24 protein-coding genes are annotated in these 25,807 nt (G+C 70.3%); 18 read left to right on the top strand and 6 right to left on the bottom strand.

All coding sequences use genetic code 11. The features are described from left to right. Positions 1 to 32: 32 nt before the first annotated feature. The 4 genes from guaA (at position 33) to nadD (ending at position 4,729) form a co-directional block, all read left to right on the top strand. Positions 33 to 1,601, top strand: a complete 1,569-nt coding sequence (gene guaA, locus ABJF88_04890; GenBank protein ID MEP0546246.1) for a glutamine-hydrolyzing GMP synthase — start codon at positions 33 to 35, stop codon at positions 1,599 to 1,601. A 49-nt stretch (positions 1,602 to 1,650) separates the two neighbouring features. Then, a complete protein-coding gene (locus tag ABJF88_04895; GenBank protein ID MEP0546247.1) occupies positions 1,651 to 3,072 on the top strand; it encodes an ABC transporter substrate-binding protein in 1,422 nt (473 codons plus the stop codon). 199 nt (positions 3,073 to 3,271) lie between these two features. After that, the gene (bamD, locus tag ABJF88_04900) at positions 3,272 to 4,078 is read left to right on the top strand and encodes an outer membrane protein assembly factor BamD (protein ID MEP0546248.1); all 807 of its coding nucleotides are present in this window, start codon (positions 3,272 to 3,274) and stop codon (positions 4,076 to 4,078) included. A 12-nt stretch (positions 4,079 to 4,090) separates the two neighbouring features. Beyond that, positions 4,091 to 4,729, top strand: a complete 639-nt coding sequence (gene nadD / locus ABJF88_04905) for a nicotinate (nicotinamide) nucleotide adenylyltransferase (GenBank protein MEP0546249.1) — start codon at positions 4,091 to 4,093, stop codon at positions 4,727 to 4,729. Here nadD and ABJF88_04910 read toward each other — a convergent pair. Next, positions 4,726 to 4,893, bottom strand: a complete 168-nt coding sequence (locus ABJF88_04910) for a hypothetical protein (protein MEP0546250.1) — start codon at positions 4,891 to 4,893, stop codon at positions 4,726 to 4,728. The two genes, nadD and ABJF88_04910, sit on opposite strands and share 4 nt — an antisense overlap. Positions 4,894 to 5,051: 158 nt before the next feature. Here ABJF88_04910 and ABJF88_04915 point away from each other — a divergent pair, with 158 nt between their 5' ends. The 10 genes from ABJF88_04915 (at position 5,052) to ABJF88_04960 (ending at position 12,279) form a co-directional block, all read left to right on the top strand. Beyond that, positions 5,052 to 6,602: a glycoside hydrolase family 3 protein gene (locus tag ABJF88_04915; GenBank protein ID MEP0546251.1), complete on the top strand. Its 1,551-nt coding sequence runs from the start codon at positions 5,052 to 5,054 to the stop codon at positions 6,600 to 6,602. Between the two features lie 143 nt (positions 6,603 to 6,745). Then, a complete protein-coding gene (locus tag ABJF88_04920; protein MEP0546252.1) occupies positions 6,746 to 7,396 on the top strand; it encodes a PhoU domain-containing protein in 651 nt (216 codons plus the stop codon). Then, a complete protein-coding gene (locus ABJF88_04925) occupies positions 7,396 to 7,968 on the top strand; it encodes a thioredoxin family protein (GenBank protein ID MEP0546253.1) in 573 nt (190 codons plus the stop codon). The genes ABJF88_04920 and ABJF88_04925 overlap by 1 nt, the downstream gene beginning before the upstream one ends. A gap of 87 nt (positions 7,969 to 8,055) precedes the next feature. Beyond that, positions 8,056 to 8,271 carry a hypothetical protein gene (locus tag ABJF88_04930; GenBank protein ID MEP0546254.1) on the top strand — a complete coding sequence of 72 codons (216 nt, stop codon included), beginning with the start codon at positions 8,056 to 8,058 and terminating at the stop codon, positions 8,269 to 8,271. Positions 8,272 to 8,286: 15 nt separating this feature from the next. Next, on the top strand, positions 8,287 to 8,520 hold the full coding sequence (locus ABJF88_04935) for a hypothetical protein (GenBank protein ID MEP0546255.1): 234 nt from the start codon (positions 8,287 to 8,289) through the stop codon (positions 8,518 to 8,520). A gap of 76 nt (positions 8,521 to 8,596) precedes the next feature. Then, positions 8,597 to 9,439 (top strand): phenylalanine 4-monooxygenase, encoded by an 843-nt coding sequence (locus ABJF88_04940; protein ID MEP0546256.1) that lies wholly within the window; start codon positions 8,597 to 8,599, stop codon positions 9,437 to 9,439. A gap of 154 nt (positions 9,440 to 9,593) precedes the next feature. Next, complete coding sequence (locus ABJF88_04945; GenBank protein ID MEP0546257.1) at positions 9,594 to 9,914, top strand: acylphosphatase; 321 nt, start codon at positions 9,594 to 9,596, stop codon at positions 9,912 to 9,914. A gap of 39 nt (positions 9,915 to 9,953) precedes the next feature. Continuing rightward, entirely contained in the window at positions 9,954 to 10,589 is a 636-nt protein-coding gene (locus ABJF88_04950; GenBank protein MEP0546258.1) for a PIG-L deacetylase family protein, read from the top strand. Next, positions 10,586 to 11,653, top strand: a complete 1,068-nt coding sequence (locus ABJF88_04955; protein MEP0546259.1) for an ATP-grasp domain-containing protein — start codon at positions 10,586 to 10,588, stop codon at positions 11,651 to 11,653. Before ABJF88_04950 ends, ABJF88_04955 begins: the two co-directional genes overlap by 4 nt. Continuing rightward, entirely contained in the window at positions 11,650 to 12,279 is a 630-nt protein-coding gene (locus ABJF88_04960; protein ID MEP0546260.1) for a PHP domain-containing protein, read from the top strand. The genes ABJF88_04955 and ABJF88_04960 overlap by 4 nt, the downstream gene beginning before the upstream one ends. A gap of 1 nt (position 12,280) precedes the next feature. Here the strand turns inward: ABJF88_04960 and ABJF88_04965 are convergent, their stop codons facing one another. Continuing rightward, positions 12,281 to 13,057 (bottom strand): SDR family oxidoreductase, encoded by a 777-nt coding sequence (locus ABJF88_04965; GenBank protein MEP0546261.1) that lies wholly within the window; start codon positions 13,055 to 13,057, stop codon positions 12,281 to 12,283. Between the two features lie 113 nt (positions 13,058 to 13,170). Between ABJF88_04965 and prmC the strand changes: the two genes are divergently transcribed. Together prmC and ABJF88_04975 are read left to right on the top strand one after the other, a co-directional pair. Next, positions 13,171 to 14,052 (top strand): peptide chain release factor N(5)-glutamine methyltransferase, encoded by an 882-nt coding sequence (gene prmC / locus ABJF88_04970; GenBank protein MEP0546262.1) that lies wholly within the window; start codon positions 13,171 to 13,173, stop codon positions 14,050 to 14,052. Between the two features lie 25 nt (positions 14,053 to 14,077). After that, positions 14,078 to 14,491 (top strand): hypothetical protein, encoded by a 414-nt coding sequence (locus ABJF88_04975; protein MEP0546263.1) that lies wholly within the window; start codon positions 14,078 to 14,080, stop codon positions 14,489 to 14,491. Positions 14,492 to 14,546: 55 nt separating this feature from the next. Here the strand turns inward: ABJF88_04975 and ABJF88_04980 are convergent, their stop codons facing one another. Both ABJF88_04980 and ABJF88_04985 read right to left on the bottom strand, forming a co-directional pair. Next, the gene (locus ABJF88_04980) at positions 14,547 to 15,458 is read right to left on the bottom strand and encodes a histone deacetylase (GenBank protein ID MEP0546264.1); all 912 of its coding nucleotides are present in this window, start codon (positions 15,456 to 15,458) and stop codon (positions 14,547 to 14,549) included. Positions 15,459 to 15,699: 241 nt separating this feature from the next. Further along, positions 15,700 to 16,857: a glycosyltransferase gene (locus tag ABJF88_04985; protein ID MEP0546265.1), complete on the bottom strand. Its 1,158-nt coding sequence runs from the start codon at positions 16,855 to 16,857 to the stop codon at positions 15,700 to 15,702. 187 nt (positions 16,858 to 17,044) lie between these two features. Between ABJF88_04985 and ABJF88_04990 the strand changes: the two genes are divergently transcribed. Together ABJF88_04990 and aroC are read left to right on the top strand one after the other, a co-directional pair. Further along, positions 17,045 to 18,634: a trypsin-like peptidase domain-containing protein gene (locus ABJF88_04990; GenBank protein MEP0546266.1), complete on the top strand. Its 1,590-nt coding sequence runs from the start codon at positions 17,045 to 17,047 to the stop codon at positions 18,632 to 18,634. 49 nt (positions 18,635 to 18,683) lie between these two features. Then, positions 18,684 to 19,886 carry a chorismate synthase gene (gene aroC, locus ABJF88_04995; GenBank protein ID MEP0546267.1) on the top strand — a complete coding sequence of 401 codons (1,203 nt, stop codon included), beginning with the start codon at positions 18,684 to 18,686 and terminating at the stop codon, positions 19,884 to 19,886. Between the two features lie 375 nt (positions 19,887 to 20,261). On the opposite strand, the gene ABJF88_05000 is transcribed toward aroC, so the two are convergent. Together ABJF88_05000 and ABJF88_05005 are read right to left on the bottom strand one after the other, a co-directional pair. After that, positions 20,262 to 22,847 (bottom strand): T9SS type A sorting domain-containing protein, encoded by a 2,586-nt coding sequence (locus ABJF88_05000; protein ID MEP0546268.1) that lies wholly within the window; start codon positions 22,845 to 22,847, stop codon positions 20,262 to 20,264. A gap of 161 nt (positions 22,848 to 23,008) precedes the next feature. Beyond that, positions 23,009 to 25,771: a tetratricopeptide repeat protein gene (locus ABJF88_05005; GenBank protein ID MEP0546269.1), complete on the bottom strand. Its 2,763-nt coding sequence runs from the start codon at positions 25,769 to 25,771 to the stop codon at positions 23,009 to 23,011. Positions 25,772 to 25,807: the final 36 nt, after the last annotated feature.

The following is a 25,807-nucleotide window of genomic DNA, read 5'->3' on the forward strand; positions in this document are numbered from 1 at the left end:
CCGTTTACCCCCCGCCGCCAACGCTCGCCGCCGTGCACGAAACGATCGTCATCCTCGACTTCGGCTCGCAGACCACCCAACTCATCGCCCGCCGCGTGCGCGAGGCCGGGGTCTACTGCGAGATCCACCCCTGCACCGCTCCGCTCGACGAGATCACGGCGCTGAAACCTATGGGCGTCATCCTCTCCGGCGGCCCGAACTCCGTCTACGACGAGGGCGCGCCCGACCTCGACCCTGAACTCCTCGCGCTCACGACGGGCGACGGCGGCTTCGTCCCCGTCCTCGGGATCTGCTATGGCCTGCAGGCGATTGCCCACGAGCTCGGCGGAAGTGTGGAGCGGGCGAACCGGCGCGAGTTCGGCCGCGCCCACCTCATCGTCGACGAAGAGGCCGAGTTGTTCACGGACATTCCCGACGGCGCGACGGTGTGGATGAGCCACGGCGACCACCTCACGCGGCTGCCCGACGGCTTCCGCACGATCGCCCACACCGAGAACGCCCCCATCGCTGCCGTCGCCGCTGCCGATCAGCCGATCTACGGCGTGCAGTTCCACCCCGAAGTCGTCCACACCGAGCCGGGGCGGAAGCTGATCGAGAACTTCGTCTACCGGGTGTGCGGGTGCAAAGGCGACTGGTCGGCGGCCTCGTTCATCGAAGACAAAAAGCGCGAAATCCAGAACGAAGTCGGCGAGGACCACGTGATCCTCGGGCTCAGCGGCGGCGTCGATTCGTCCGTCGCGGCCGTGCTCCTGCACGAGGCCATCGGCGACGGGCTGACGTGCGTGTTCGTCGACACCGGCCTGCTGCGGAAAGACGAGCGGGCCGAGGTCGAGCAGACCTTCCGCGAGCACTTCCACATCGACCTCATCGTCGTCGACGCGCGCGACGAGTTCATGGACGCGCTTGCCGGCGTCGAGGACCCGGAGCAGAAGCGGAAGATCATCGGGCGGACGTTCATCGAGGTCTTCGAGGACGCGACCGAGGCCGTGACCGAGCGGCTCGGGACGAAGCCGAAGTTCCTCGCGCAGGGCACGCTCTACCCCGACGTAATCGAGAGCGTGTCGTTCAAAGGCCCGTCCGCGACGATCAAGAGCCACCACAACGTCGGCGGCCTCCCCGAAGAGCTCGGGTTCGACTTGCTGGAGCCGTTCCGCGAACTGTTCAAAGACGAAGTCCGCGAGGTCGGCCGCCTCCTCGGCGTGCCGAAGAAAATCATCGGGCGGCACCCGTTCCCCGGCCCCGGCCTCGCCGTCCGCATCCTCGGCGCCGTCACCGCCGAGCACGCCGCGCTCTTGCAGGAGGCCGACGCCATCTTCATCGACGAGCTCAAAGCGCACGGGCTCTACGACGAGGTCTGGCAGGCGTTCGTCGTCCTGCTCCCGGTGCAGTCGGTCGGGGTGATGGGCGATGCGCGGACGTACGAGAACGCCGCCGTCCTCCGTGCCGTGACGTCCGTCGACGGCATGACGGCCGACTGGGCGCACCTCCCGTACGACTTCCTCGGGGCCGTCTCGAACCGGATCATCAACGAGGTGCGCGGGATCAACCGCGTCGCCTACGACATCTCCTCCAAGCCGCCCGCCACGATCGAGTGGGAGTAGCTTACGTCCTTTCTGCCGCCCCCGGACCCCTTCTCCCGTCGCCATGCTGATGCACCGTCTCGCCCTGCTCGCTCTGCTGCTGCTGATCGCCGTGCCCGCCGTGGCACAGCCGATGGAGGCGCCCGCGATCCCGGCGGCGCAGACGGTATTCGACAGCGGGCTCCGCTCGTATCAGGTCGGGCAGTACGGGGCCGCCGCGCAGAGCTTCGGCCGGGCCGCCAATGACTTCGAATACCACCAGCAGACGACGGCCGCGCGGCTGATGCTGGGGAAGGCGCTCTACGCGGCGGGTAATCTCGAAGGGGCGGCCTCGGAGATGACGGCGTTCCTCCGGGCGTACCCGAAGAGCCGCTACGTGGACGATGCCCGTGCCATCCGCCGCGCTGCGGAGAGCCGGCTCGAAGCTCTCGCGGCCGTGCCTGACCCGACTGATGTTGGCATCGCGCTGCCGATGAGCGATACGGACGTGGTGTTCACGCAAGCCCTCTTCAACGGTGTCCGCCTCGCCGTCGACGAGCACAACGCGGCCGGGCCGGCGCAGCCCATTCGGATGGTCTTCCGTGACACGCAAGGGACGGAGCGCGGGGCGACGGCGGCGGTGGAGAGCCTCGCGGGATCGGGCGTCGAACTCGTCATCGGGCCGCTCTACAGTGAGGAGGCTGTGGCAGCGGGCGCGGCAGCCGAGCGCGAGCGCGTCGTCCTCATCGCGCCGCTCGCGACGGAGGAGCGCGTGTCCGAGGGCCGGCGCTACGTCTTCCAGGCGAACCCGACGTTTGACCAGCGCGGGCGGGCGATGGCGCGCTTCGTCGCCTCCGCAGATCCCAGCCGCCGCGTTGGCGTGATCGCTCGCGTGGGCACGTTCGGGACCACGATGGCGGCGTCGTTCCAGGACGAGTTCGAGCGGCTCGGCGGGACGGTGCCGTTCGTCGAGCTACTGCCCAACGAGGGGGCGTGGTTCCGCCTCCCCGAGATCCTCGGCGACAGCCTGGAGATGGTCGACGCGCTCTACCTCCCGGTCTCCGGAGCCAAGGCGCCGGACGCGGCGGCGGGCGCGCTCCGCGGCCTCGACCAGATGCTGCCCGAGGGCGAGCGCGGCCGGATCCGCGTGTTCGGCAACACGGAGTGGGGCCAGCTCGACGCCTCGCGCCAGCGGGCCAGCCAGTACGGGACGGCGTTCACATCGGACTTCCACGTAGACGAGCGCGGCGCGGCGGCCTCGGCCTTCGTCGAGCGGTACCGCACGTTGGCCGGCGTCGCGCCGGACCGGCTCGCTTACGCCGGGTACGACATCACGAAGATGGCGCTGGCGCAGCTCGGCGAGCGGCGTTCCGAGGAATCGCTCGCGGAGACGATGCGTGGTGCTCGGCCGTACGAAGGGCTCGGCCATAGGATCTACTTCGGCGGCGGCTCGGTGAACGAGGCCATGTTCATCCTCGGCTTCCGAGACGGCCGCCTCGTGGTGATCGAGTAGTGGGGGTATGGGTGTGTGGGAGTGAGATCACGTCCACGCCTCCACACGTCGCGCCCCAGCGGCAATAATCCCGTTCGCGGTGGCGTTCTGAAGCGACGAGTTCCCGCGCTTTTCAACCCGTGAGCGCGGGCTCTTCGTCCCGCCGGTGGTTTCTTACGTCCCTTCTGCCGGTCTCTCCCGTTCTGCTACCGCCGCCCTCATGACGCTCCGATCCACGCTGCTCCTCCTGTTCATCGCGCTCGCCGCCGGCTGCTCCAGCGGCGGCCGGATCGACGCCGAGACGCCGGAGGCCTCCTTCGAGAAGGGGCTCGCGCTGTACGAGCGCGGCAAGTACGTGCGCGCCGTGGAGTACTTCCAGCACGTCTTCGACTTCGGCCGCACGAACCCGCACGCCGCCGACGCGCAGTACTACCTCGCGAAGGCGTACTTCGAGGACGAGCAGTTCCTCCTCGCCGCGAACGAGTTCACGCGCTTCGTCGAACTCTACCGGGGCGACGAGCGGGTGGAGGAGGGGGCGTATCTCCGGGCGATGAGCTACTACGAGCTGTCGCCGCCGTACCAACTCGACCAGACCGACACGGAGACGGCGCTGACGTACATCCGCCTCTACCTCAGCACCTATCCAAACGGCGAGCACGCGGCCGAACTGGGAACGATCACGGAGGAGCTCCGCGCGAAGCTGGCGAAGAAGCAGTTCGAGATCGCCGAGCTGTACGAGCGGCGCGAGCTGTTCGAGGCCGCCGCGATCTCGTTTGAGCAGGTGCTGGAGAAGTATCCCGACTCCAGTTACGCCGACGACGCCCTCCTCGGCGCGATTCGCAACTACGCCGCCTTCGCCGAAGCCAGCATCCCCCAGCGGCAGCAGGAGCGCTACCAGCTTGCTGCGACGGCGTACGAACGGCTCGTCCAACTCTTCCCCCAGAGCCCGCTGCTCGGCGAGGCCGAGGTCGCTTACGCGGAAGTGGACCGCGCGCTCGAACGCTTCCGGGACCAGGCCAGCCGGTAAACACGAGAGGTCATGGCGAAGGACGAGGCCCATCCCGATCGCCCGCCGCTCCAGCTCCGCACGGGAGACCGCGTGGGGATCTTCGGCGGGAGCTTCAACCCGCCGCACGTCGCGCACCTCGCCGTCGCCGAGGCCGCGCGGGACCAGGTCGGATTGGACCGCGTCGTGTGGATTCCGGCCGCGACGCCGCCGCACAAACAGCGGCAGGACCTACCCGCCGCCGAGCACCGTCTCGCGATGACGCGTCGCGCCGTCTCGGACAATGGCGCCTTCGTGGTGTCCGATTTGGAGATCGAGCGGGCGGGCGTGTCGTACACCGTAGAGACGGTTCGGGCGTTGCAGGCGACGTATCCCGAGGTCGCGTTCCACCTCCTCGTCGGCGGCGATAGCTTCGCGCAGTTCAGCACGTGGGTGGAGCCCGGAGAGATCGCCCGCCGCGTCCCGCTCATCGTGTACCCCCGGCCCGGTGCCGACCTGTCGACGGTGTCGCCGTCGCTGATGGCGCGGGCGACGATGCTCGATCGTCCTTTGCTGGATCCCTCTAGCACGGCGCTGCGCCGCTTGCTGCGCGCGGGTCGATCGGTCCGCTATCTCGTGCCCGATGCCGTGCTGGCGTACATCGCCGAGCACGAGTTGTACGCCGGCGCCTAGCTCCCGAGCGCGGCGGCGACTTGCGCACCGGCGGCGAACAGCCCGACGGCGAGGGCCCAGATCAGAGCGAACAAAGCCCACGGCAGGAAGCGGCTGCGACGGGGCGGAGCGGGGAGCGGACGAGAGGTGCGCCGGAGGAGGTCGGCGGGGGCGGCGGCGGTCATGGCGGAGACGGGGAGAGTCACTACGGAGGGGTTGTAAGCAAGACGTAAAAAGAGCTTGGAAAGTCACGCCGGGCCGCAAAAAAACTTCGCCGCTCTCGCCCGTTCCGTCGTCCGTTACCTTTCCCGACCCCTCCACTTCAGCCCATCCCCTCGCTCCCGTGACCGATCTCGACCGCCTCCGTTCCAAAGCCGCGGGCCTCCTCGTCGTCCGCCTCGGCTCCAACATGAAACCGCCGCGCCGCGCCGAGGAAGACGCCGTTGGCGTGGCCGGTCTCCTCGACCGCTACCCCATCGGCGGCGTCATCCTCTTCAACGGGACGTGGCCCGAGACGCGCGCCACCCTCATCGGCCTGCAGCGGCGCGCGGCGCGCCCGCTCCTCGTAATGACCGACATGGAGCGCGGGCTCGGGCAGCAGGTGGCCGGAGCAACGATGTTCCCACACGCCGCCGCCTTCGGCGCGCTCGACGATGCGGAGGAAGCGGTCGAGCGCTTCGCGCGGGCGGGGGCGCGGGAGGCCCTCGCGTGCGGCGTCCACGTCACGTTCTCACCCGTCGCCGACGTCAACCGCAACCCCGACAACCCGATCATCTCGACGCGAGCGTTCGGTGACGAGCCCGAGCCCGTGGCGGCGCTCGTGGCGGCCTACGTCCGCGGCTGTCGCGCCGAGGGCCTGCTCTCGACGGCGAAGCACTTCCCCGGCCACGGCAACACGACGGAGGACTCGCACGCTGTCCTTCCCACGGTCAGCGATTCCCGCGACGTGCTCGAACGGACGGACTTCGTCCCCTTCCGCGCCGCCATCGAGGCGGGCTGTGAGCTCGTGATGACAGCGCACGTCGCCTATCCCGCACTCGACCCGAGCGGGCGGCCGGCGACACTCTCGGCGCCGATCCTGCAGGGCCTGTTGCGCGACGAGCTCGGTTTCGAGGGCGTCGTGATCTCGGACAGCCTGCACATGGGCGGCATCCAGTCGGAGGGGCAGAGCGAGGTGGACCTCGCGATCGAGCAGGTCCGCGCGGGCGTCGACCTGCTGCTCGATGCGCAGGATCCGGCGGCGATCATCGAAGGGCTCGCGGCGGCCGTCGAACGAGGCGACTTGGACGAGGCCGTGCTGGACCGCGCGCTCGCCCGCGCCGACCGGCTCCGCGACCGGCTGACGGATCGGTTCGGCGCCGACGTGTTCACCGAGCCCGGCGAGGCCGTGGCGGCCAGCGAGGTCGGGGCCGAGGAGCACGCATGGCTGGCGACGCGGACGGCCCGCCACGCCGTCACGGGCGATGCCGTCCGGTTCGAGACGGGGGAGGGGCTGCTCGCCGTGCTCGTCAAGCCCCACGCTTCCCACCTCGACCCGCCGGAGCAGCCGCTCGGCGCGGCGCTGCGGGCGGCGCTGCCCGGCGTGACGTACCGCGAGGTCGGGCCGGGGACGGACGCCGACGCGCGAGCAGCGATCGTCGAGGAGGCACGGGCGGCGCAGCGTGTGCTCGTCGCCCTCGTCGTCAAGCCGGCGGCGTGGCACGCGTTCGGGCTGCCGCCCGAGCAGCAGGCGTTCGTCGAAGCGCTCGTCGGGGCGCAGCCGGCCGTCGTCGCATCGCTGGGGAGCCCGCGCGTGCTGGAAGACTTCGTCGGAGCTGCCGGTCGGCTCTGCACGTTCAGCGACGCCCCCGTCGCGCAGCGCGCCCTCGCCGACGTGCTCGCGGGCGACGCGTGAGCGCGTCGGCGAGCTAACCAAAAATTGCAGGGAAGGAGCAAGCCCGTCTCGTGCGTCGTACCATCCGATACGAGGGCCGGGCCGAACCGCGAGCCCAGCAGGAGCCCGCCCTTCCGCCCCAATCCGATCAGAACCAGCCCCCGATGAGCCTATTCTCCTTTTTTACCGGCAAGCAACCTCCGCTCATCGACGACGCCCTGCGCGCCATCGACGTGATGCTGGAGGTGTCCGGCGAGATGTTGGAAGCCTCGCTCGCGTGCCTGCTCGACAACGAAGCGCTCGAGATGGACCTCTCGGCGCGGGACGCCGAAGTGAACCAGAGTGAGCAGGAGGTCCGTCGCCTCGTGCTCGAACACCTCGCCATCGACCCGGAGCGCGAGCGGATCCAATCGCTCATCCTCGTCTCCGCCGTGCAGGAAGCGGAGCGGATCGGCGACCTCGCCAAGTCGCTCTCCGCGGCGTCCACGCTCGCCGACGCGCCCCGGCTGAGCCCGCACGCCGAGCCGTTGCGCCAGCTTCGTGACCGGCTCTTTCACATGCTCGAAGACACGCGGAAAGGCTTCGTCCAGGCGGATGCGCGCGCCGCGCGCCGCGTCATGGACGAGCACACCGAGATCAAAGGGGTCGTCGCCGACTACCTCCAACGGCTCGCGCACGCCGACGACGTGACGCCGAACGAGGCCGTCGTCTACGCCATCTCGGTTCGGATGATGAGCCGCATCTCGTCGCACCTCTCGAACATCGTCTCGTCCACCCTCGTCCCCTTCGACCAGATCCGCCGCCCCGCCTCGTAATGGCCCGCACGCTCTCCGAAACCGCCGCCCCCGGCACTGCCGCCCCCGACTTCGCCCTCCCGATCGCGAACCCGGAGGTGGACGACCGCGGTGGCCCGACCCGTCAACTGGGCGATTACGCGGAGGCCGAAGCGCTCGTCGTCGTATTCATGTGCAACCATTGCCCGTACGTCCACGCCGTCGAGGACCGGTTGACCGCGCTCGCGCGGGAGGTCGCGCCCCGCGTGCAGGTCGTCGGCATCTGCTCCAACGACGCCGAGCGCTACCCCGCCGACTCGTTCGAGGCGATGGCGGAGCGGGCGCGGGCGAAGGCGTATCCGTTCCCGTATCTCCACGACGAAAGCCAGACGGCCGCCCGCGCCTACGGAGCCGTCTGCACGCCCGACTTCTTCGTCTACGACGCCGACCGCCGCCTCGCCTACCGAGGCCGCCTCGATGACGGTCGCCCCGGCCAGCCCGCGACGCGCCCCGACCTCCGCCGCGCGCTCGACGAACTGTTGGAGACAGGCGCGGTCACGGCCGAGCAAGTCCCGTCGATGGGGTGCAGCATCAAGTGGAAGGACCCTGCGTAGCCCCGCCGCAAGGTGGGATTCGAAACAGCGGCGTCCGAAACATCGCAGCGGGCGTGTCCGTTTTCCCAGCGTCGCTACCGCATCTCCATGACTGACCTCCCGGCCCCGCGCAGGCTGCTGCTCCTCTTCGGCTCCGTGATCGCGGCGGCCAACCTCGTCGGGTGGACCGTGGTAGATTACCTCCGTTATGGCGAGTTCACGTTCCACGGCGTTCGGATGGCCGTGTTCGTGATCTGCGCCGTCCTCGCCCTCTACATCGTGCTGCGCTTCGCCCTCCTCGCCACCCGGCAAGACGCGGCGTAGACCTCTCCCGCTCTCATGGCAAGCAAACCTTGGTTCGCCTCCACCGGCCCGCTCTGGCTAGTCGCCGTCGGCCTCGCCCTCATCGGCGTGATGCTCCTCGCGTTCCTCGCGCCGCGGATCTTCGGGCTCGAAGAGACGAGTTGGTGGGTGACCGTCGCCGTCGGCGTCGTGATCGGGGCGGCCGTCGTGATCTTCGGCTACGCCAAGCGCGACTCCGGCGACGCGGATGTGACGACGCCCGAGCACTGAATCCTCCTACGCGGACCGAGCGGCGCGACCGGACCGGAAGCGCTTCCCGACGCCGCCCCTGTGACTGCCCCGACCTATGCTAGACGATAAGATCGCCGCCCCCGCCGTAGCTCCCGAAAAAGAGAACTACGTGTCCGCGTATGAAAAAGAGGGCGTTGGGGATGTGGACCCGCGCTGCATCCCGCACGACCTCCAGGGCACGCCGCCGATCGGTGACGAGATCGCCCCGCCGACGTATCCGCAGGGCGACCACGACACGTGGAATTTCCTCTTCGACCGGCAGATGGAACTGCTGCCCGGCCGCGCCAGCGAGACGTACCTCGAAGGCGTCCACAAGCTCGGCCTCTCGAACGACGGCATCCCCGCGCTCCGCGACCTCAGCCGCGTCCTCGACCGGACGACGGGGTGGAAGGTGGCCCGCATCCCCGGCCTCCTCCACGAGCGCGACTTCTTCCGCCTCCTCTCTGACCGGCTGTTCCCCTCCACCGACTACATCCGCGGGCCTGAAGAGCTCGACTATACGCCCGCGCCCGACATGTTTCACGACATCTTCGGGCACATGCCGACGCTCACGCAGCCGGCCTTCGCCGACTTCTACCAGCTCTTTGGCCGCGCCGCGCTCGGTGCGAAAGGCGTGGACCGCCAGAGCCTCGAACGCTTCCACTGGTTCACCGTCGAGTTCGGCCTCGTCGCGGACCCCGCCGGGTACCGCATCTTCGGCGCGGGCGTCATGTCGTCGAAGGGGGAGGTCCTGCACGCGCTCTCGGACAACGTAGAGCACCGACCGTTCTCGCCCGAAGCCGTCATCAGTCAGGACTACGACGTGTGGCACCTCCAGCCGATCCTCTTCGTGCTCGAATCGTTCGAGCAGCTCGTCGAGGAGTTCGAGGGGTGGGCGAAGAGCCGGGGCCTGCTCTGAAGCGGAACTTGGTGGGAGTGCGCGGATACTTCGCGGGAGCCGCTCGGGTCGTTTCTCGGGCGGCTTCTCTATTTTCTCCGCCCGATATCTCCCCTTGGGGTATCCTCCCCCCACCAGCCGTCCCCCTCTGTTGATGACCGCGCCTGCCGCCGTGATGACCGACCCTGCCCCCAGCCCCTCCTCCGATCTAACCGGTGGGGAGGAACGTCTCGTCGCCGAAGTGCACGGGCTCGTGCAGGGCGTGGGGTTCCGCTACTTCACGCGCGGCGTCGCGCGCAAGCTGAACCTCAAGGGCTTCGTCCGCAACGACCCCGACGGCGTCGTCACTGTCGTCGCCGAGGGCCGCCGGGCCGACCTCGACGCCCTCCTCGACGCGCTCCACGACGGGCCCGACCTCGCCGAAGTCGACACGGTGGACGAGGTCTGGGAGGCCCCGCGCGGCCGCTTCGACGCCTTCTCCATCGCGTACTACTAGCCTCGGCCCGGCTTCCGCCGACCCCTCGCCCCGCCCCGCATGGACTACCGCCGCGCCCTCGTGCTCGCCCCCCACACCGACGACGCGGAGCTAGGCTGCGGCGGCACGATGGCCCGCCTGCTCGAAGGTGGCACCGAGGTCCACGTGATGGTCTTCTCGACGGCCAGCGACTCGCTCCCCGACGACAAGCCGCCGGACACGCTGAAGCAGGAGTTCTACGCCGCCGCCGAGACGCTCGGCATCCCCGAGGAGCGGTGCTACGTGTACGACTACCGCGTCCGCCGCCTCTCGTACTCGCGGCAGGAGGTGCTCGAAGAGATGGTCCGCATCCGCCGCCAGGTCGACCCCGACCTCGTGCTTCTGCCGTCGGGGAACGACCTCCATCAGGATCACCAAGTCGTCCACGCCGAAGGGCTGCGGGCATTCAAAGACGTGACCGTCCTCGGCTACGAGCTGCCGTGGAACCACATCACGTTCGACGCTACGGCGTTCGTCACGCTCGAACCGCGCCACCTCGACGCGAAGTGGGCGGCGATGCAGGCGTACCGCTCGCAGTTCGATCTCGGCCGGCCGTACTTCAAGCGCGACTTCATGGACGGGCTCGCTCGCGTGCGCGGGACGCAGGTGAAGGTCGAGATCGCCGAGGCGTTCGAAGTCTTGCGGATCAAGCTGTGAGCGCGCTCCGCATCCTCGTCACGGGCGTGGGCGCACCCGGCATCCGTGGCACGCTCTACGCGCTGCGGCAGGGCGACCGGCCGATCTACACCGTCGGGACGGACCTCAGCGAGCGCGCCGTGGGCCGCCTGCTCACCGACGCGTTTTACACCGTTCCGCCGCCGGAGGCACCGCACTACCTCGACGCGCTCCGGCTCATCTGCCGCGCCGAACGCATCGACGTGCTGATCCCGCAGACGACGCGCGAGATCGCCGTGCTCTCGCGCTTCCGCGACGACTTCGGCGACACCCGCGTCCTCGTGAGCGGGGCGGACGCCGTCGCGGCGGCGAACGATAAAGGCGCGGTGCTGCAGGCGTTCGAATCGCTCGGCCTGCCGGTCCCGGCGTATCGCACGACGCAGAGTGAGAGCGAGTTGATCGAAGCTGCCGAAGCGCTCGGCTATCCCGGGCGCGCGGTGGTCGTGAAGCCGCCCGTGTCGAACGGGATGCGCGGGCTCCGCGTGCTGCGCGAGGGGGCGTGGGACACCCGCCGCTTCCTCGCCGAGAAACCGAGCGGGATTGACCTCGCGCTCGACGACCTACTCGCCATCTTCCGGCGAGGGCAGGAGCGCGGCGACGACTGGCAGGCGCTGCTCGTGACCGAATACCTGCCCGGCCCCGAATATTCCGTCGATGCCTTCCGTGGGAGCCGGTTCGCCGTCGCCCTCCCGCGCCGTCGCGACGCGGTCCGCAGCGGGATCTCGTTCGAGACGACGGGGCTGCCCGAGCGCGCCGACCTCATCGAACCGACGCTGCGGGCGGCCGAGCACCTCGGGCTGGAATACGCCTTCGGCTTCCAGTTCAAAGACGACGCCGACGGCGCGCCGAAGGTGCTGGAGTGCAACCCGCGCGTGCAGGGGACGATGGTGGCGAGCGTCTTCGGCGGCGTCAACCCGATCTGGCTCGGCGTGCAGGAAGTGCTCGGCGAGCCGCCCGACGCCCTCCCCGCACCGCCGGAAGCCACGTTCTTTCAGCGATACTGGGGCGGGATCGGCATGCGCGGCGACAGCGCCTTCGAGATATGACCGACCTCTTCGCCGGCCGCGTCCTCTTCCACTGCCACACGAGTCACACCGATGGGCGGCCGACGGTGGACGACTACGTCTGCTACGCCGCCGAGCACGGGATCGAGCGCGTCGTCTTCCTCGAACACATCCGCCGCGTGCCGAGCTACGACGTGCCCGCGTTCGCCGACGAGGTGCGCGCGAGCGGCGAGCGCCACGGCGTTCCGACGAACGTCGGGTTCGAAGCTAAAGTGCTGCCGGGCGGCGAACTCGACATCGCGGACGAGCACCTCGCCCTCGCGGATGTGACCGGGATCGCCGAGCACGGATTCCCGGACGACGCGGCGTTGTGGGAGGCGTCGCTCCGGCAGGCGTTCGAGACGTACGGTGGCGATGCCGCGCGCCCGGCGGTGTGGGTCCACCCCGGCCTGTGGCTCCGAAAGACGCGGCGGCTTGACGCGCTTCGCGGCACGTACGAAGCCCTGCTCGGCGCGGCGCAAGACGCGGGCGTGTTCGTCGAGCAGAACGCGCGCTACGGCCTGCTCACCGACGACGACCGCGCGCTCGTTCGCCCCGCATCGCTCGTGCGCGGTGCCGACGCCCACCGCCTCGCCGACGTCGCCGCGTTTTTCGACGCGACGGGCTGAGCTACTGCATCATCCGCTTCCCGACTTCGAGGATCACCTTCTTCGGCACGAAGCGGGTGGCGAAGGCCATGACGCTGTTGAGCGCGCCGCTGACCGTCGATCGCTCGTTCTTCAGGAGCGCTTCGAGGCCGACGCGGGCGACCTTCTCCGGCGTCTCGGCGGGGCGACCGCCCGGGGCTCCGTCCATGTCGGCTGCATCGAAGAAGCCCGTGGACGTCGGGCCGGGGCAGAGGGCGGTGACGGCGACGCCTGTGCCAGCGACCTCGGCGTGGAGGGCCTCAGTGAACGAGAGGACGAACGCCTTCGACGCGGCGTAGACGGCGAAGTGGGGGACGGGCTGGAAGGCGGCCGTCGAGGCCACGTTGAGCACGCCGCCCGTGCCGCGCTCGATCATCGCCGGGAGGAACAGCCGCGTGAGCGCGACGAGGTTCGTCACGTTCAGCGTCACCATCGACTCGTACACCCCGGCCTCGTAGTCGAGGAACGCGCCGAGCTTCCCGAAGCCGGCGTTGTTGACGAGCACGTCGACCTCGTGGCCGGCGGCGGTGACTTTGTCGAAGAGCGCCTGCGCCGCGCCCGGCGTGCCGAGGTCGTGGGCGATGACGGTCGCTTCGCCGCCGCGGCTGCGGAACTCGTCGGCGAGCGCGTTCAGGCGACCTTCGGAACGGGCGGAGAGGAGGACGTGGGCGCCGTCGCGAGCGAGCTGCCGGGCGATGGCTTCGCCGATGCCGAGCGAGGCGCCGGTGACGAGGACGGTGCGGCCGTGGTACGAAGTCATTACCAAAAGGGGGAGAGGAGGGGAGCCCGCGATTGGGCAGAGGAGACGTATGTTATCTGGCGTGGTCTTCTATTCCCCGAACCGGCCCGTTTGATCCCATCTCGTTTGATCCCATGACGACCCGGCGAGCCCTCTTGGACGAAGCGGCGGTGCGGCTTTCCGACGCCGGCATCGAAAACGCCCGGCGCAACGCCGAGTGGATGCTCGAAGGTGCGCTCGGCCTCGACCGCACGACGCTCCTCGCGAACCTCGGCGAGCCGGTGACGGCCGAGGAGCGCGCGGCGTTCGACGCCCTTGTCGCGCGCCGCCTCGGCCGCGAGCCATTGCAATACGTCGTCGGCCACGCCGATTTCTACGGGCTCCGGCTCCGCGTGACGCCCGCCGTGCTCATCCCACGCCCCGAGACCGAGGAGGTCGTCGAAGCCGCACTCGGGCACCTCCGGGCCGTGAAAACGCCCTGGGTCCTCGATATGGGGACGGGCAGCGGCGCGATCGCGCTCGCTCTCAAGCACGAGCGGCCCGACGCCGAGGTCTTCGCCTGCGACATCTCCGAGGACGCCCTCGCGATTGCCGCCCACAACGCCGAGCGGCTCGCCCTCGACGTGTCGTTCGTCCACGCCGATGCCCTCGCGCCAGCCTTCGTCGAGGGTGTCCCCGCGTGCTTCGACGCGCTCGTCTCGAACCCGCCCTACGTCCCCGACGGCGAGGCCGCGACGCTCGAACCGGAGGTCCGCGACTTCGAGCCGTCGGCGGCCCTCTTCGCGGGCGACGACCCGCTCCTGCACTACCGCGCCATCACCGGCCACGCCGCGCGCGTGCTCAAGCCCGGCGGCCTCCTCCTCTTCGAGACCCACACCGACTACGCCGACGCCGTCTGCGCGCTCCTCGCCGAGAGCGGCTACACCGACACCGCCGTGAAATCCGACCTCTCCGGCCGCCCCCGCATCGTGTGGGGCTGGAAGGGCGACGAGGTTCGAGCGACGAACGGCGAGTGATAAACGACGGTTATGCCACCTGCCGATGATTCTCGCGCCACACCAGCTTCCTTTCGCCTCCGCCGCGATCTTCGGCGTGGCCGCTCTCGCGTTCTCGTTTGCCCCTCTGCTCTTCGACGAGTTTGCTCTTCCCGTTGACTCAGCGCTGATCGCGCTTTTCGCCGTTCCGCCAGCCCTCCTCGGGGGCTACTTCGCGGGGCGCCATCTCAGCGCGGAAGCGCACGTCGCAGGCCGAGTCTACTTCGCGCTCACTGGCGCGCTCGTCGCTGTACTGTCGGCGCTCACCGCTGCGGTTTTCCTGTTGGCCTTGCTCTTCGCTTCGGAGGGGTTTGAATCTGTCCTTCCTGCGCTCGGCTACGGTATGGCATTCGGGCTTCTCGCTTCGCCGTTCGGTACCGTTGCCGGTCTGCTCCTTCGCCCACTCGCGCCAGAGTGCTAGTTCCCAGCCGCAGAACCCGCTCTCTGTCGCAGGCCGGCCGCACGCGTGCTCCCCGCTATCCCATCGCGCCCTGCGCCATGGCGGCAGCTTCGCGGAATAGGATCGCGTGGAGGTCGGCGGTCTCCTCGGGCGTCGCCGCGTAGCCGCCGGAGAGGAGGAGGCAGAGCGGCAGTCCCCGCTCCAGCACGGACTCGATGACGAAGCGGTCGCGCGCCGCGATCCCTTCGCGCGAGAGGGCGAGCCGGCCGAAGCGGTCGTCGCGCCGCACGTCGATGCCGCCGAGGTAGAACACGAGGTCGGGCGCGGTAGCGTCGAGCACGCCGGGCAGGTGGCGGGCGAGCGTGGCGAGGTAGTCGGCGTCGCCGGTGCCGTCGGGGAGGGGCACGTCGAGCGAGGAGGGCGGCTTGCGGAAGGGGTAGTTCTTCGCGCCGTGCATCGAGAACGTGAACACGGCCGGGTCGTCGGCGAAGAACGCGGCGTTGCCGTTGCCCTGATGCACGTCGAGGTCGACGATGAGCGCGCGGCGGAGCCAGCGCGAGCGTTCGAGCACGCGGATGGCGACGGCCACGTCGTTGAGCACGCAGAAGCCCTCGGCGTGGCCGGGCATGGCGTGGTGCGTCCCACCGGCGAGATTCCCCGCGAGCCCGTCGTGGAGCGCCATGAAGGCGGCGTTGATCGTCCCCTGCACGGCGAGGCGGGAGCGGCGCACGAGCGCCGGGCTCCACGGCAGCCCCATCCGCCGCTCCTCGTGGCGGCTCTGCGTCCCCGTCGCCAGCTTGTCGAGGTAGCTGCGGGTGTGGACGAGCAGCAGGTCTGACCAGTCGGCCTCGCGCGGCGCGATCACCTCGTCGGGCCGGATGAGGCCTTCGGCGAGCAGGAGCCGGTGCAGCGCCGGGAATTTCCCCATCGGGAACGGGTGGCGCGGCGGGAGCGGGACGAAATAGTCGGGGCCGTACGAGACGCGCATGGGGCAGAGGTCGTGGGTTAGAGGTTCTGGGTCCGGGGTCACAACTCACAACCTCCTGCTCTATTGAGAAGCTCGAAGGGATGTCATCCTGAGCGGAGGCCGCAGGCCGGAGTCGAAGGATCTTTCCGGGGAAGACCGCAGCAGGCTGTCGAAACTGTGCCCGCAGAGATCCCTCGGCTCCACTCCGTTCCGCTCGGGATGACAACGTGGAGAGTTTCTCAACAGAGCAACGACCTCTAACTCACGACCCCGAACCTCCCAGCAGGCGGCGGTAGACCGCGTGGAAGCGCTCCGTATCGCGCTCGGGCCGGAAGGTTTCGAACACGGCCGGCGCGTTCGCCGCCCACCGTGCCCGCGCCGCCTCGTCGCTCAGCGCTCGCCGGATCGCCGCCGCGAGGCCGTCGCGGTCGTACGGGTCCACGACGAGACCCACGTCGAAGCCGTCCACGACGCGCCGCATCTCGGGGATGTCCGCGACGACGACGGGGAGCCCGGCCGTGAGGTACTCGAACAGCTTGTTCGGGAGCGCGAGCCGGATACTCTCCGTGATCGGCTCCGGCACGTGCACGCCGAGGTCGGCCGATGCCGTGAGGCGGAGGAGGTCGTCGGGCGGCGTGTGGGGGAGGAAGTGGGCGCGGCCGGGGAGTGCGTCGACGGCGAACCGTTGCAGGTCGGCCTTCGTCGGCCCGTCGCCGATGACGACGAGTGCGGCGTCCGGCACGTCGCGCATCCCATCGACGAGACGTTCGAGCCCGCGCCCGGCGCGGACGAGGCCCTGATAGAGCACGATCCGCTGCGACGCGGGAATGCCGAGCCGCTCGCGCAGGGCATCGCTCCGCTCGACGGTCTGCCGCGCGGGCACGTTGTGCGTCACGATCGGCCGCGCGATGCCGTACGTCGCCGCCATCCGGTCGGCGATGCTGTCGTTGACCGTGAGCACGGCGTCGGTGCGGGGCAGGAAGCGGTGCTCGACGGCCGTCCACGCCCACCGCGCCCACGGCTTCCCGGCCGTCGCGTCGACGTGCGGATACAGCTCGCGCGCGTCGAGCAGAAGCTTCGCATCGTGGCGACGGGCGGCGGCGGCGAGGGCGGGGAGGACATAGAGGTCGCTCGCGTGATACACCGAGGCCGGGCGGGCGAGCACCGCGCGCAGAAACAGCCGGTGCGCCTGCCAGAAGAAAAGTGGCCCGCGCCCGCTCGGCCGGGGCAGCACGTGCAGCCGCACGCCGTCGGCGATCTCGCCGGGCACCGGCTCCGGCCCGAACGTCAGCGCGTCGACGCGGAGGCCGAGGTCGTCGAGCGCCCGCAGTTGCCGCAGCGCTCGCGACGACGCCCGCACGTCGCCGACGAGCGCGAACACGATGTCGGGCGGCGAGGGGACAAGGGGGGGAGAAGCCACGGGGACGGGGCAGCGGGCGGCGACGTAGCCGCGAGACAAGGGGTAGCGCAGCGGGCGGCGAATATACGTTGTTGAAACAATTGGCGGGATACGGGGTGCTTGCATGACGTTCCAAATGGGGCCGGACGAACAGGTGGACGCATCGCCGTCCCCGTAGCCGCCTTCGACTTTTTACGTTCAGCGTTGCATGGATAAGCGTAGCATCTTCATCGGGATCGGCGTGCTCATCGCGGGCATCGTGCTCGGGGTTCTCATCGTGACGGTCGTGCGCCCGGACGCGCAGGACGTCAGCCTTTCCGACGCGACCCCGCCGCTGGAACGGCCGCCCGTCGCCGAGCCCGTCCGCATCGGCGACCCCGATCCGCCGCCGCCCCTGGCCGTGCCCGAGCTGATGTCGCTGAACAGCCTCTTCAAAGGCGTATCGAGCCGCGTCACGCCGACCGTCGTGTTCATCGAGGTCGAGATGCCGGCCGACGGGCGGATGGGGCCGGCCCTCGACGACTGGCACCCGCGCGTCCAGCCCCGCCGGTTCCGCCGGAGCGCGGGCAGCGGCGTCATCATCTCGCCGCTCGGCTACGTCGTTACCAATTCCCACGTCGTCGCCGGGGCCTCCAGCATCCGCGTCCTCCTCAACGACAAGCGCGAGTTCGACGCCGAGGTCATCGGCGAGGACCCGACGACGGACCTCGCCGTGATCCAACTCCTCGACGCCGACGACCTCCCCGTCGCCGCGCTCGGCGACTCCGACGAGATCGAGGTAGGCGAATGGGTCCTCGCCGTCGGCAACCCGTTCCGGCTGACCTCGACGGTGACGGCCGGGATCGTGAGCGCGCTCGGGCGGCAGGTCGATATCATCGAAGACGACTTCCGCATCGAAGACTTCATCCAGACTGACGCCGCCATCAATCCCGGCAACTCCGGCGGCGCGCTCGTCAACCTCCGCGGCGAAGTCGTCGGCGTCGCCACGGCGATCGCGACGGAGAGCGGGTCGTACGAGGGCTACGGGTTCGCCGTCCCGGTTAACCTCGTCACGCGCGTCGTCACCGACCTCATCGCCTACGGCGAGGTGCAGCGCGGCTACCTCGGCGTCGAGATCCGCGCCGTCACCGCCGCCGACGCCGACCGGATGGGGCTCGACCGGATCGCCGGCGTCTACGTCTCGAAAGTCGCCGACGACGGCGCGGCGCAGCGCGCCGGCCTCCGCACGGGCGACGTCCTCCTCGCCATCAACGGGCAGGAGATCGACGCGCCGAACCAGTTCCAGAGCGCGATCGCCCTCCGCCGCCCCGACGAAGACATCCGCCTCGGTGTGTGGCGGCGCGGCGAGCGGCGCGACTTCGAGGCGCGCCTCATCGGGCGCGACAACGTGGCGCTCCAGAGCTGGGTCGCCGAGATCAACGGCCGGAACCCGGACTTCCCCGCCGCGCCCGAAACCCGCCCGCCCAACCCGTTTCACGACGACCTCGACCTCTACGAACTCGAAGCGTGGGGCGTCGGGCTCCGCGATCTCACGGAGGAGGAGCGTGAAACCTTCGGGGTCGAGGGTGGCGCGTACGTCGCGTTCGTGCGGCAGGGCGGCGCGGCCTCGGCCGACGGTCTGCCCGCCGGTACTGCCCTGACCGAGATTGAAGGGGAAGCCATCGGCTCGGCCGAAGACGCGACGGCTGTCCTCGACCAAGTCGCCGAAGCGGGGGAGACCGCGCTCGTCCGCGTCCTCCGCAGCGACGGCGTGACGGCGTACTACGACCTCGAGTCTCCGGCGTACGCCGAGCAGTAAGCCCGCGCCGTCTCGTTCGTCTCATCTCTCGCTCTGCTCCCTTCCCCCGATGATCCGTTATCTCACCGCCGGCGAGTCGCACGGCGAGGCGCTCATCGGGATCGTCGAAGGGATGCCGGCCGGCGTCCCCGTCACGGCCGCCGACCTCGATGAACACCTCGCGCGCCGTTGGCTCGGATACGGGCGCGGCGGTCGGGCGAAGATCGAGCGGGACCGCGTGCACATCTATTCCGGCGTCCGCTTCTCGCACACGCTCGGCAGTCCGATCGCGCTCCGGCTCGACAACGCGGCGTACCAGAAAGACCGCGCGGGCTGGCCCGAGGCGATGGCCGTCGAAGGCTCGGGCGTAGGCGTCGAAAAGGTCACGCTTCCCCGGCCCGGCCACGCCGACCTCGTCGGCGTGCAGAAGTACGGGTTCGACGACATCCGCCCCGTCATCGACCGGTCGAGCGCGCGGGAGACGGCGATGCGCGTCGCGTGCTGCTCGCTCGCTCGCGTCCTCCTCCGCCACCTCGGCATCGAAGTCGGCAGCCACGTCGTCCGCATCGGCGAGGTCGGGTACGACGGGCCGGAGGACTGGCAGGACCGCGTCGCCGCGCTCGTCGAAAAAGGCGGCGCACGCGCGCTCTACGAAGCCGCCGACGCCGACGAGGTCCGCATGCTCGACGCCGACCTCTCGGCCGCATGCATCGACCACATCAAGGCCACGAAGAAGGCGGGCGACTCGCTCGGCGGCGTCTACGAAGTCGTCGTGACGGGCGTGCCGCCCGGCCTCGGGTCGTACGTCCACTGGGACCGACGGCTCGACGGCCAGCTCGCGCAGGCGATCCTCTCGATCCAGGCACAGAAAGCCGTCGAGATCGGCGACGGGTTCGCGGGCGGCTCCCGCCCCGGCTCGCAGTTCCACGACCCGATCACGAAAGAGAACGGGCAGTTCCGCCGGACGAGCAACCACGCCGGCGGGATCGAAGGCGGCGTCTCGAACGGGATGCCGATCGTCGTGCGCGGCACGATGAAGCCGATCCCGACGCTCATCCGGCCGCTCGGCTCCGTCGACCTCGCCACCGGCGAGCCGCAGCCGACGCGCTACGAGCGGAGCGACGTCACGAGCGTCCCCGCCGCGAGCACCGTCGCCGAGGCCACCGTTGCCCTCGTGATCGCGAATGCCGTGCTCGAAAAGTTCGGCGGCGATTCGCTCGACGAACTCCGTGCCCGGTTCGAGGCACTCGACGAAGGTGGGTTTGGGCCCTGAGCCTTTGCCTCGCCCGATGCACCGAGCGGTTGCGGCCCCACCCGATTGCTCAGGCAGGGCCGCGACGATAGCTCGACTACGTCGCTGCTCAGGAGGGATCGTCGGTCGGATCGCCGCCGGGGGCGAAGATCACAGCATCCTCCGTCCCCAATCCTGGCCCCCCGGTTACCTCGTGCAAGACGCCGAGTTGCTCTAGTGTGGGAGGCTCGAAGGACTTTCGCAGCGGAGGTCGAGATGTCGTGGATTGTGCAAGGGTCGTCGGAGCGTTCGAGGTGGACATGACGTAAAGGGGGTTGTCGGAGAGGCGTGGGGGGCGGAAGAGGATGGCGGCCCCGCTTCGCCTCGTGGGGAGACGACGCGGGGCCGCCCGTCTGGCTATCGGATGATGGTGAGGAGCTGCGTGGCGGCGAACGCGGACCCGGCGGGGCCCGCCGTCATCCTGACGAGATACGTCCCTGCCGCCAACGTCGACGCTTCGAGCACGGCCTCGTGGCGTCCCGCCTCCACGGCTTCGTCGAGGAGCACGGCGACGGTGCGCCCGAGCACGTCGTAGACCACGACGCGGACCTTCGCCGCCTCGGGCACCTCGACGCCGAGCGTGGTGTGCGCGGAAAGCGGGTTTGGGTAGGCCGCTCCGAACGCGTACGTCGTCGGGAGCGCGCCGGCCGTCCGCGCCGCCACCTCCTCCTCAGCCGCCGCGATCATCGCCGCGTGGTCGAGCGTCGCCGGGCTCTCGACGACTCCGCCGTTCCGCGCCGACGCGCACTGGCTCTGCGCAAAGGGGTGGAGCCGCGCCGTCTCGTACTCCGTGCAGTAGCGCTGCTGCGTCGCCGCATCGACGTGGAAGAACCCGTAGACCGTCCCGCCCGAGAGGTAGACGAGCGACGTTACGATGTCGGGCTGGACCGCCGGGATCGACGTGCCCACCGCCAGCGGCTCGCGGTTGACCACGGCGAGGCCGGAGAACGTGTCACGGAGCACGACGCCGGTGGGGACCGACACCGTCGCGCCCGGAGCGAGCACACCCGAGGGCGGTGCAGCGAAGTACACGTTCTGGTAGGTGGCGGCGACGGAGCACGAAACCTCGGCGAAGTCGATGGGGGCGGAGCCGACGTTCTTCAGTTCGATGAACTCCGAGCCGGTCGAGGCGAAGTCCGAGACGATGAGGGCCTCGGGGCAGGGGCCGGGCTCGGCCGTGTCGCAGGCGTCGCCGATGCCGTCCTCGTCGCTGTCCGCCTGGTCCGGGTTTGGCGTAGCGGGGCAGTTGTCGTCGGCGTCGGGCACGCCGTCGCCGTCGTCGTCGGGCGCGCTGGTGATTTCGACGTTTACTTCGTAGGTGGCCGCTGCCTGCGCGACCGTTCCCTCATCGTTCTGGGCCGTCCACGTGGCCTCGCGGACGTAGACGTTCGGAATCGTGGGCGCGGTCACGAAAATGCCGACGGAGACGCTCTGCCCCGGTTCTAGTGTAAACCCCAAGTTGCTCAGCACCGTCCCCGCTGCCGAGTCCGTGAGGTCGTGGATCGTCAGCGGCACGTCGCCGGTGTTCTCGACGGCGTACCGCACCACCAACTCCTCTCCCGGGGCCGCCGTCACGCTGGCCTCCGACACGGTGCAGGTGCCCGGGTCCGCGGGGTCCGAGCAGTTCGCGGTCGCTACACGGCCGACCCTGACATCGAGGGCGATGGCCGCACTGGAGAGGTCGAACACGTAGACCGAGCCGCACGACGTGCCGGCGGCGCACGCGTCGCTCTGGGCGCCGACGAAGAGGGCGTCGCCGTCGAGGGCGAGGGAGATCCCGAACTGGTCTTCGGTGTCGTTGTCGGAGCTCGTGAACGGGACCGGCTCGGCCCACCGTCCGTCGGTCTGCCGGGCAAAGCGGTAGGCGGTGCCGCAGTCGATCCCGCTCGCGCAGCTATCGAAGTGGTCGCCGACGACGAGGTAGTCCTCGGAGAGCGCGAGCGAGATGCCGAAGGCGGACACCGCCTCGGCGTCCGGGATCGTGAGGCGCTGGGTCTCGACGAAGGTGCCGCCGTAGTTGCCGCCGGGCTGGTTCTCGAAACCGTAGGCCGCTCCGCATCGGCCTCCGTCCTCGCACTCGCGGAAGGGGGCCCCGACCACGAGCTCGGCCCCGAGGCTCTCGACTTTAGAGCCGAACCGGGCGCCTGCTTCCGGGTCGGACGGCGTCACCTTCTGTATCTGCCCGAATGAGCCGTCGAGCAGGCGCGTGAAGTAGTAGACCGCGCCGCAGTCGTTCCCGGCCGCGCAGTCGTCGAAGTCAGCGCCGACGTATGCGTCCAGCCCGCCGGCGACGTCGATGCCGAACGCGTCGCCCGCGCCGGGGTCGTCCGGGGTGAGCTTCTGGAACTCGGACCAGGTGCCGAGGAAGCCGCGCACGAAGCGGTAGGCCGCGCCGCAGTCGGGCCCCGCCGCGCAGTTGTCGCCCGGCGCGCCGATGGTGAGCCACCCGCCGCCGGTCGAGAGCGCGATGCCGAAGCGGTCGCCGGGGCTGGCGTCGGACGCCACGAGCCGCTGGCTCTGTGCGAAGGAGCCGTTGGGCTGGGGGTCGAAGACGTAGGCCGCCCCGCATTGGGTGCTGCCCGCGCAGCCGTCGAAATACGAGCCGACGACGATCTGGCGGGGGACGTTGCCGAAGGAGAGCGCGTCGGTGATGACCACGTCGATGCCGAAGGACCGGGCGCCGGGCGCGGTCAGCTTCTGCGTCTGAGCCCACGAGCCGTCGGGCTGCTTCCTGAACACGTACGCCGCGCCGCACGTCGGTCCCACGTTGCAGTTCTCGCGGGGGGCGCCGACGACGGCGAGGTCGTCGTCGAGCGCGACGCGGGTGCCGAAGTTGTCGAGCGCGCCGATGTCGGAGGAGGTGATTTTCTGGACCTCGGTCTGGGCGAGGGCCGCCGGAGGGAGGAGGAGGCAGACGCCGAGCAGGAGGGAGAGGACACGCATGATTAGTACCTCACGGGAAGTTGAAGGAAAGGCGAGGCGTAGCGTGGGAGAGCGGCCTCTATCCCTGAAGGCGCAACCCCTCGCCGAACAGGTTCATTCCTCACCCAATAATTCCTTCCCCAGACCCGCCCCCGTACCAGCGCGAGCCGCAGCAGCTCCGTTCAATCGAGGTCGAGCGCGGCGTCGCCGGGTCGTCCCCATGCCTCGTAGAGCGCCGCGAGGGCTTCGCGCGTTTCGCGGAGGTGAGGGCTGCCCGGTCCGTAACGGGCCTCCCGAAGCCGGAGCGCCTCCCCCAAGAGCTGCTCTGCTTCCTCGTACTGCCCGCGAGCCGTCGCCGCACGACCGAGCCCTTCGAGCGCGGCGGCCAGCCCCATCGGGTCGGTGTCGGTGGTCCGGCGCAGGGGAGCGAGGGCGGCGCGGAGGAGGGCGTCGGCCTCGTCGTAGCGGCGCTGCGCGATGAGGGCTTCGCCGATGCGGACGGACCCCGCCGCGAGCTTCGGGTGGTCGGCCTCGTGCAACGCGGCGTCGATCGCATGGCCTTCGCGGTAGGCGCGCTCGGCGCCTCGGGCGTCGCCGCGGGCCAGGAGCACGTCGCCTAGAGCGCTCAGCATGTTGGCGACGCGGGGGTGGGTCTCGCCGTGGTGGCGCCGCGCGGTCGCGAGCGCCTCACGCTGGAGGACGAGGGCCGTGTCGAGGCGGCCCTGCTCGCGGGCTACGCGGACGAGGTGGCTGAGCGCGCTGGCGGTGTGGGGGTGGTCCTCCCGCTGCCAGACGGCGAGGGCCTCCCGGAGCAGCGGCTCGGCCTCGCCGTAGCGGGCCTGGTCGACGAGGACGGCGCCGAGGTTGCTCGCCACGCTCGCCACACCCATGTCGCCGTCGCCGCCGAGCGCCCGCTCCATCGCGAGCGCGTCGCGGTAGTAGGCCTCCGCCTCGGCGTAGCGGGCGCGCCGTTTCTCGAGGAAGCCGAGGTCGTTGAGCGCCTTGGCGATGGTCGGGTGCGCGTCTCCGTAGATCCGGCGGTAGCCGGCGAGCGTGAGGACCGCGTAGCGGAGCGCCGCCTCCGTATCCCCTCGGGCGAAGGCGACGTGGCCGAGGTCGCGGAGGCCCGTGACGGTCTCCGTAGCGTCGGGGCCGAGCAGGGCGAGGTTGAGGGCGTAGCCCATCTTGTAGAGCGAGTCGGCCGCAGCGTAGTCGGCGAGGAAATAGCGGGTGCTGGCGGCGAGCACGAGCGCCGCCGCCAGGCCGACCGTGCGCTCTCCGTCCCGCTCGTAAAGGGCGAGGCTCTGGCGTCCGAGCGAGTCGGCGGTGGCGTAGTCGCCGCGCTGGACGTGGAGCCAGGCGAGGTCGTGGAGGCTCTCGGCCACGTCGAGCGCGGCGGGGCCGAGGGCGTCGCGGCGAACGGCGAGGGCGCGTTCGAGGAGGGGTTGCGCCCGGTCGTAGAGGCCGAGCCGGTAGTACACGTCGCCGAGGACGCGGAGCATCGCCGCCTGCACCTCGGGCTCGTCCGCCAACTCGGCGTCGACGCGCGCCGCGCCGCGGTCGAGGAGGTCGCGGGCGCGGAGCGTGTCGCCTCCGACCTCGGCGAAGGGGTTCGAGGCGCCGAAGAGGTCGGCGAGGAATGCCGAAACGCGCTCGGCCTTCCGCGCCTCGGTGAGCGCGCGGTCGCGCTCGGCCTGGAGGCGGACCGTGTAGAGCCCGGTGACGAGGGCGAGGACGAGGACGCCGAGGACGGCCGCGGCGATCCCCTGCCGGTGGCGGCGGGCGAACTTCCGCAGCCGGTAGCCCACGGAGTCCCGCCGCGCGGTGACAGGGAGCCCGGCGAGGTGCCGCTTGATGTCCTCGACGAACGCTTCGGCGCTCGCGTACCGGCGTTCCGGTTCGGGCTGGAGCGCCTTGAGACAGACGACGTCGAGGTCGCCGCGTAGCCGGCGGGCGAGGCGCTTCGTCGTCGTCTGCCGCGCGAGGGCGGCCTCCTCGCTCGTCGCGTCGGCCTCGGTCACGGCCGTCGAGGGGCGGTCGGGCTCGCGCGTCGGGTCGGCGCTCGTGTCGGGGCGCTTGCCGGTGAGGAGCTCGAAGAGGACGACGCCGAGGCTGTACACGTCCGTGGCCGCCGTCGCCGGTCCGCCGGTGCGCTGCTCGGGGGCGGCGTACGCTGGCGTGAGCACACGGCGGCCCGTGACGGTGAGCGCGCCGCTCTCTTCGCCGGCCTCGTCGAGCGCCTTCGCAATGCCGAAGTCGAGGAGCTTGACCGTGCCGTCCTCCGTGACGAGGATGTTCGACGGCTTGAGGTCGCGGTGGACGATGAACTGCTGGTGGGCGTGCTGCACGGCCCGGCCCACCTGCCCGACGAGGCGGAGGCGGGCGTCGAGGCCGAGCCGCTCGCGGTCGCAGTACTCCGTCAGCGGCACGCCGTCCACGAGCTCCATCGCGAAGTACGGCGTGCCGTCATCGGCCACGCCTGCGTCGTAGAGCCGGGCGATGTGGGGGTGCTCGAGCCGCGCCAGCATCCGGCGCTCGAGCTCGAAGCGCCGCCGTGCGGCCGGGTCGGCGAGGTCGCCCCGGACGACCTTGAGCGCGACCTGCCGGCCGACGTCCTCGCGCTCGGCGAGGTAGACGGTCCCCATCCCGCCGCGCCCGAGCAGGCGACGCAGACGGTACGGCCCGATGGGGCGGCCTTCGACGGCGTCGGGTTCCTCACCCTCTACCGCGTCGAGCGCCTCCTCCGTTGGCTCGTAGAGGCGGACGAGCGGCTCGTCGAGCAGGAACGCCGCCTCGTCGGTGTCGGCAGCGAGGTACGCCTCGACGGCGCGGCGGAGCTCGGCGTCGTCGCAGGCGGCGTCGAGGAAGCCGGCCCGCGTCTCGGAGGGGTGCTCCAAAGCGGCGAAGAAGAGGTGCTGGATGCGGTCGAGGCGGTCGGCGTCCATCGCGTGACGTGCTCGGAGAACAGGAGACTGTACGAG

This window comes from Rhodothermales bacterium, from assembly GCA_039944855.1.
Lineage (GTDB): Bacteria > Bacteroidota > Rhodothermia > Rhodothermales > JANQRZ01 > JBBSMX01.

What these genes read in the sequence shown, in the direction of transcription:
- ABJF88_04930 (MEP0546254.1), top strand. Translation starts at nt 8,056, where the DNA reads ATGACTGACCTCCCGGCCCCGCGCAGGCTGCTGCTCCTCTTCGGCTCC.
- bamD (MEP0546248.1), top strand. Translation starts at nt 3,272, where the DNA reads ATGACGCTCCGATCCACGCTGCTCCTCCTGTTCATCGCGCTCGCCGCC.
- ABJF88_04965 (MEP0546261.1), bottom strand. Translation starts at nt 13,057, where the DNA reads ATGACTTCGTACCACGGCCGCACCGTCCTCGTCACCGGCGCCTCGCTC.
- ABJF88_04910 (MEP0546250.1), bottom strand. Translation starts at nt 4,893, where the DNA reads ATGACCGCCGCCGCCCCCGCCGACCTCCTCCGGCGCACCTCTCGTCCG.
- ABJF88_04975 (MEP0546263.1), top strand. Translation starts at nt 14,078, where the DNA reads ATGATTCTCGCGCCACACCAGCTTCCTTTCGCCTCCGCCGCGATCTTC.
- ABJF88_05000 (MEP0546268.1), bottom strand. Translation starts at nt 22,847, where the DNA reads ATGCGTGTCCTCTCCCTCCTGCTCGGCGTCTGCCTCCTCCTCCCTCCG.
- ABJF88_04960 (MEP0546260.1), top strand. Translation starts at nt 11,650, where the DNA reads ATGACCGACCTCTTCGCCGGCCGCGTCCTCTTCCACTGCCACACGAGT.
- ABJF88_04940 (MEP0546256.1), top strand. Translation starts at nt 8,597, where the DNA reads ATGCTAGACGATAAGATCGCCGCCCCCGCCGTAGCTCCCGAAAAAGAG.
- ABJF88_04980 (MEP0546264.1), bottom strand. Translation starts at nt 15,458, where the DNA reads ATGCGCGTCTCGTACGGCCCCGACTATTTCGTCCCGCTCCCGCCGCGC.
- ABJF88_04935 (MEP0546255.1), top strand. Translation starts at nt 8,287, where the DNA reads ATGGCAAGCAAACCTTGGTTCGCCTCCACCGGCCCGCTCTGGCTAGTC.
- ABJF88_04920 (MEP0546252.1), top strand. Translation starts at nt 6,746, where the DNA reads ATGAGCCTATTCTCCTTTTTTACCGGCAAGCAACCTCCGCTCATCGAC.
- ABJF88_04950 (MEP0546258.1), top strand. Translation starts at nt 9,954, where the DNA reads ATGGACTACCGCCGCGCCCTCGTGCTCGCCCCCCACACCGACGACGCG.
- ABJF88_04945 (MEP0546257.1), top strand. Translation starts at nt 9,594, where the DNA reads ATGACCGACCCTGCCCCCAGCCCCTCCTCCGATCTAACCGGTGGGGAG.
- nadD (MEP0546249.1), top strand. Translation starts at nt 4,091, where the DNA reads ATGGCGAAGGACGAGGCCCATCCCGATCGCCCGCCGCTCCAGCTCCGC.
- ABJF88_05005 (MEP0546269.1), bottom strand. Translation starts at nt 25,771, where the DNA reads ATGGACGCCGACCGCCTCGACCGCATCCAGCACCTCTTCTTCGCCGCT.
- prmC (MEP0546262.1), top strand. Translation starts at nt 13,171, where the DNA reads ATGACGACCCGGCGAGCCCTCTTGGACGAAGCGGCGGTGCGGCTTTCC.
- ABJF88_04990 (MEP0546266.1), top strand. Translation starts at nt 17,045, where the DNA reads ATGGATAAGCGTAGCATCTTCATCGGGATCGGCGTGCTCATCGCGGGC.
- aroC (MEP0546267.1), top strand. Translation starts at nt 18,684, where the DNA reads ATGATCCGTTATCTCACCGCCGGCGAGTCGCACGGCGAGGCGCTCATC.
- ABJF88_04895 (MEP0546247.1), top strand. Translation starts at nt 1,651, where the DNA reads ATGCACCGTCTCGCCCTGCTCGCTCTGCTGCTGCTGATCGCCGTGCCC.
- ABJF88_04925 (MEP0546253.1), top strand. Translation starts at nt 7,396, where the DNA reads ATGGCCCGCACGCTCTCCGAAACCGCCGCCCCCGGCACTGCCGCCCCC.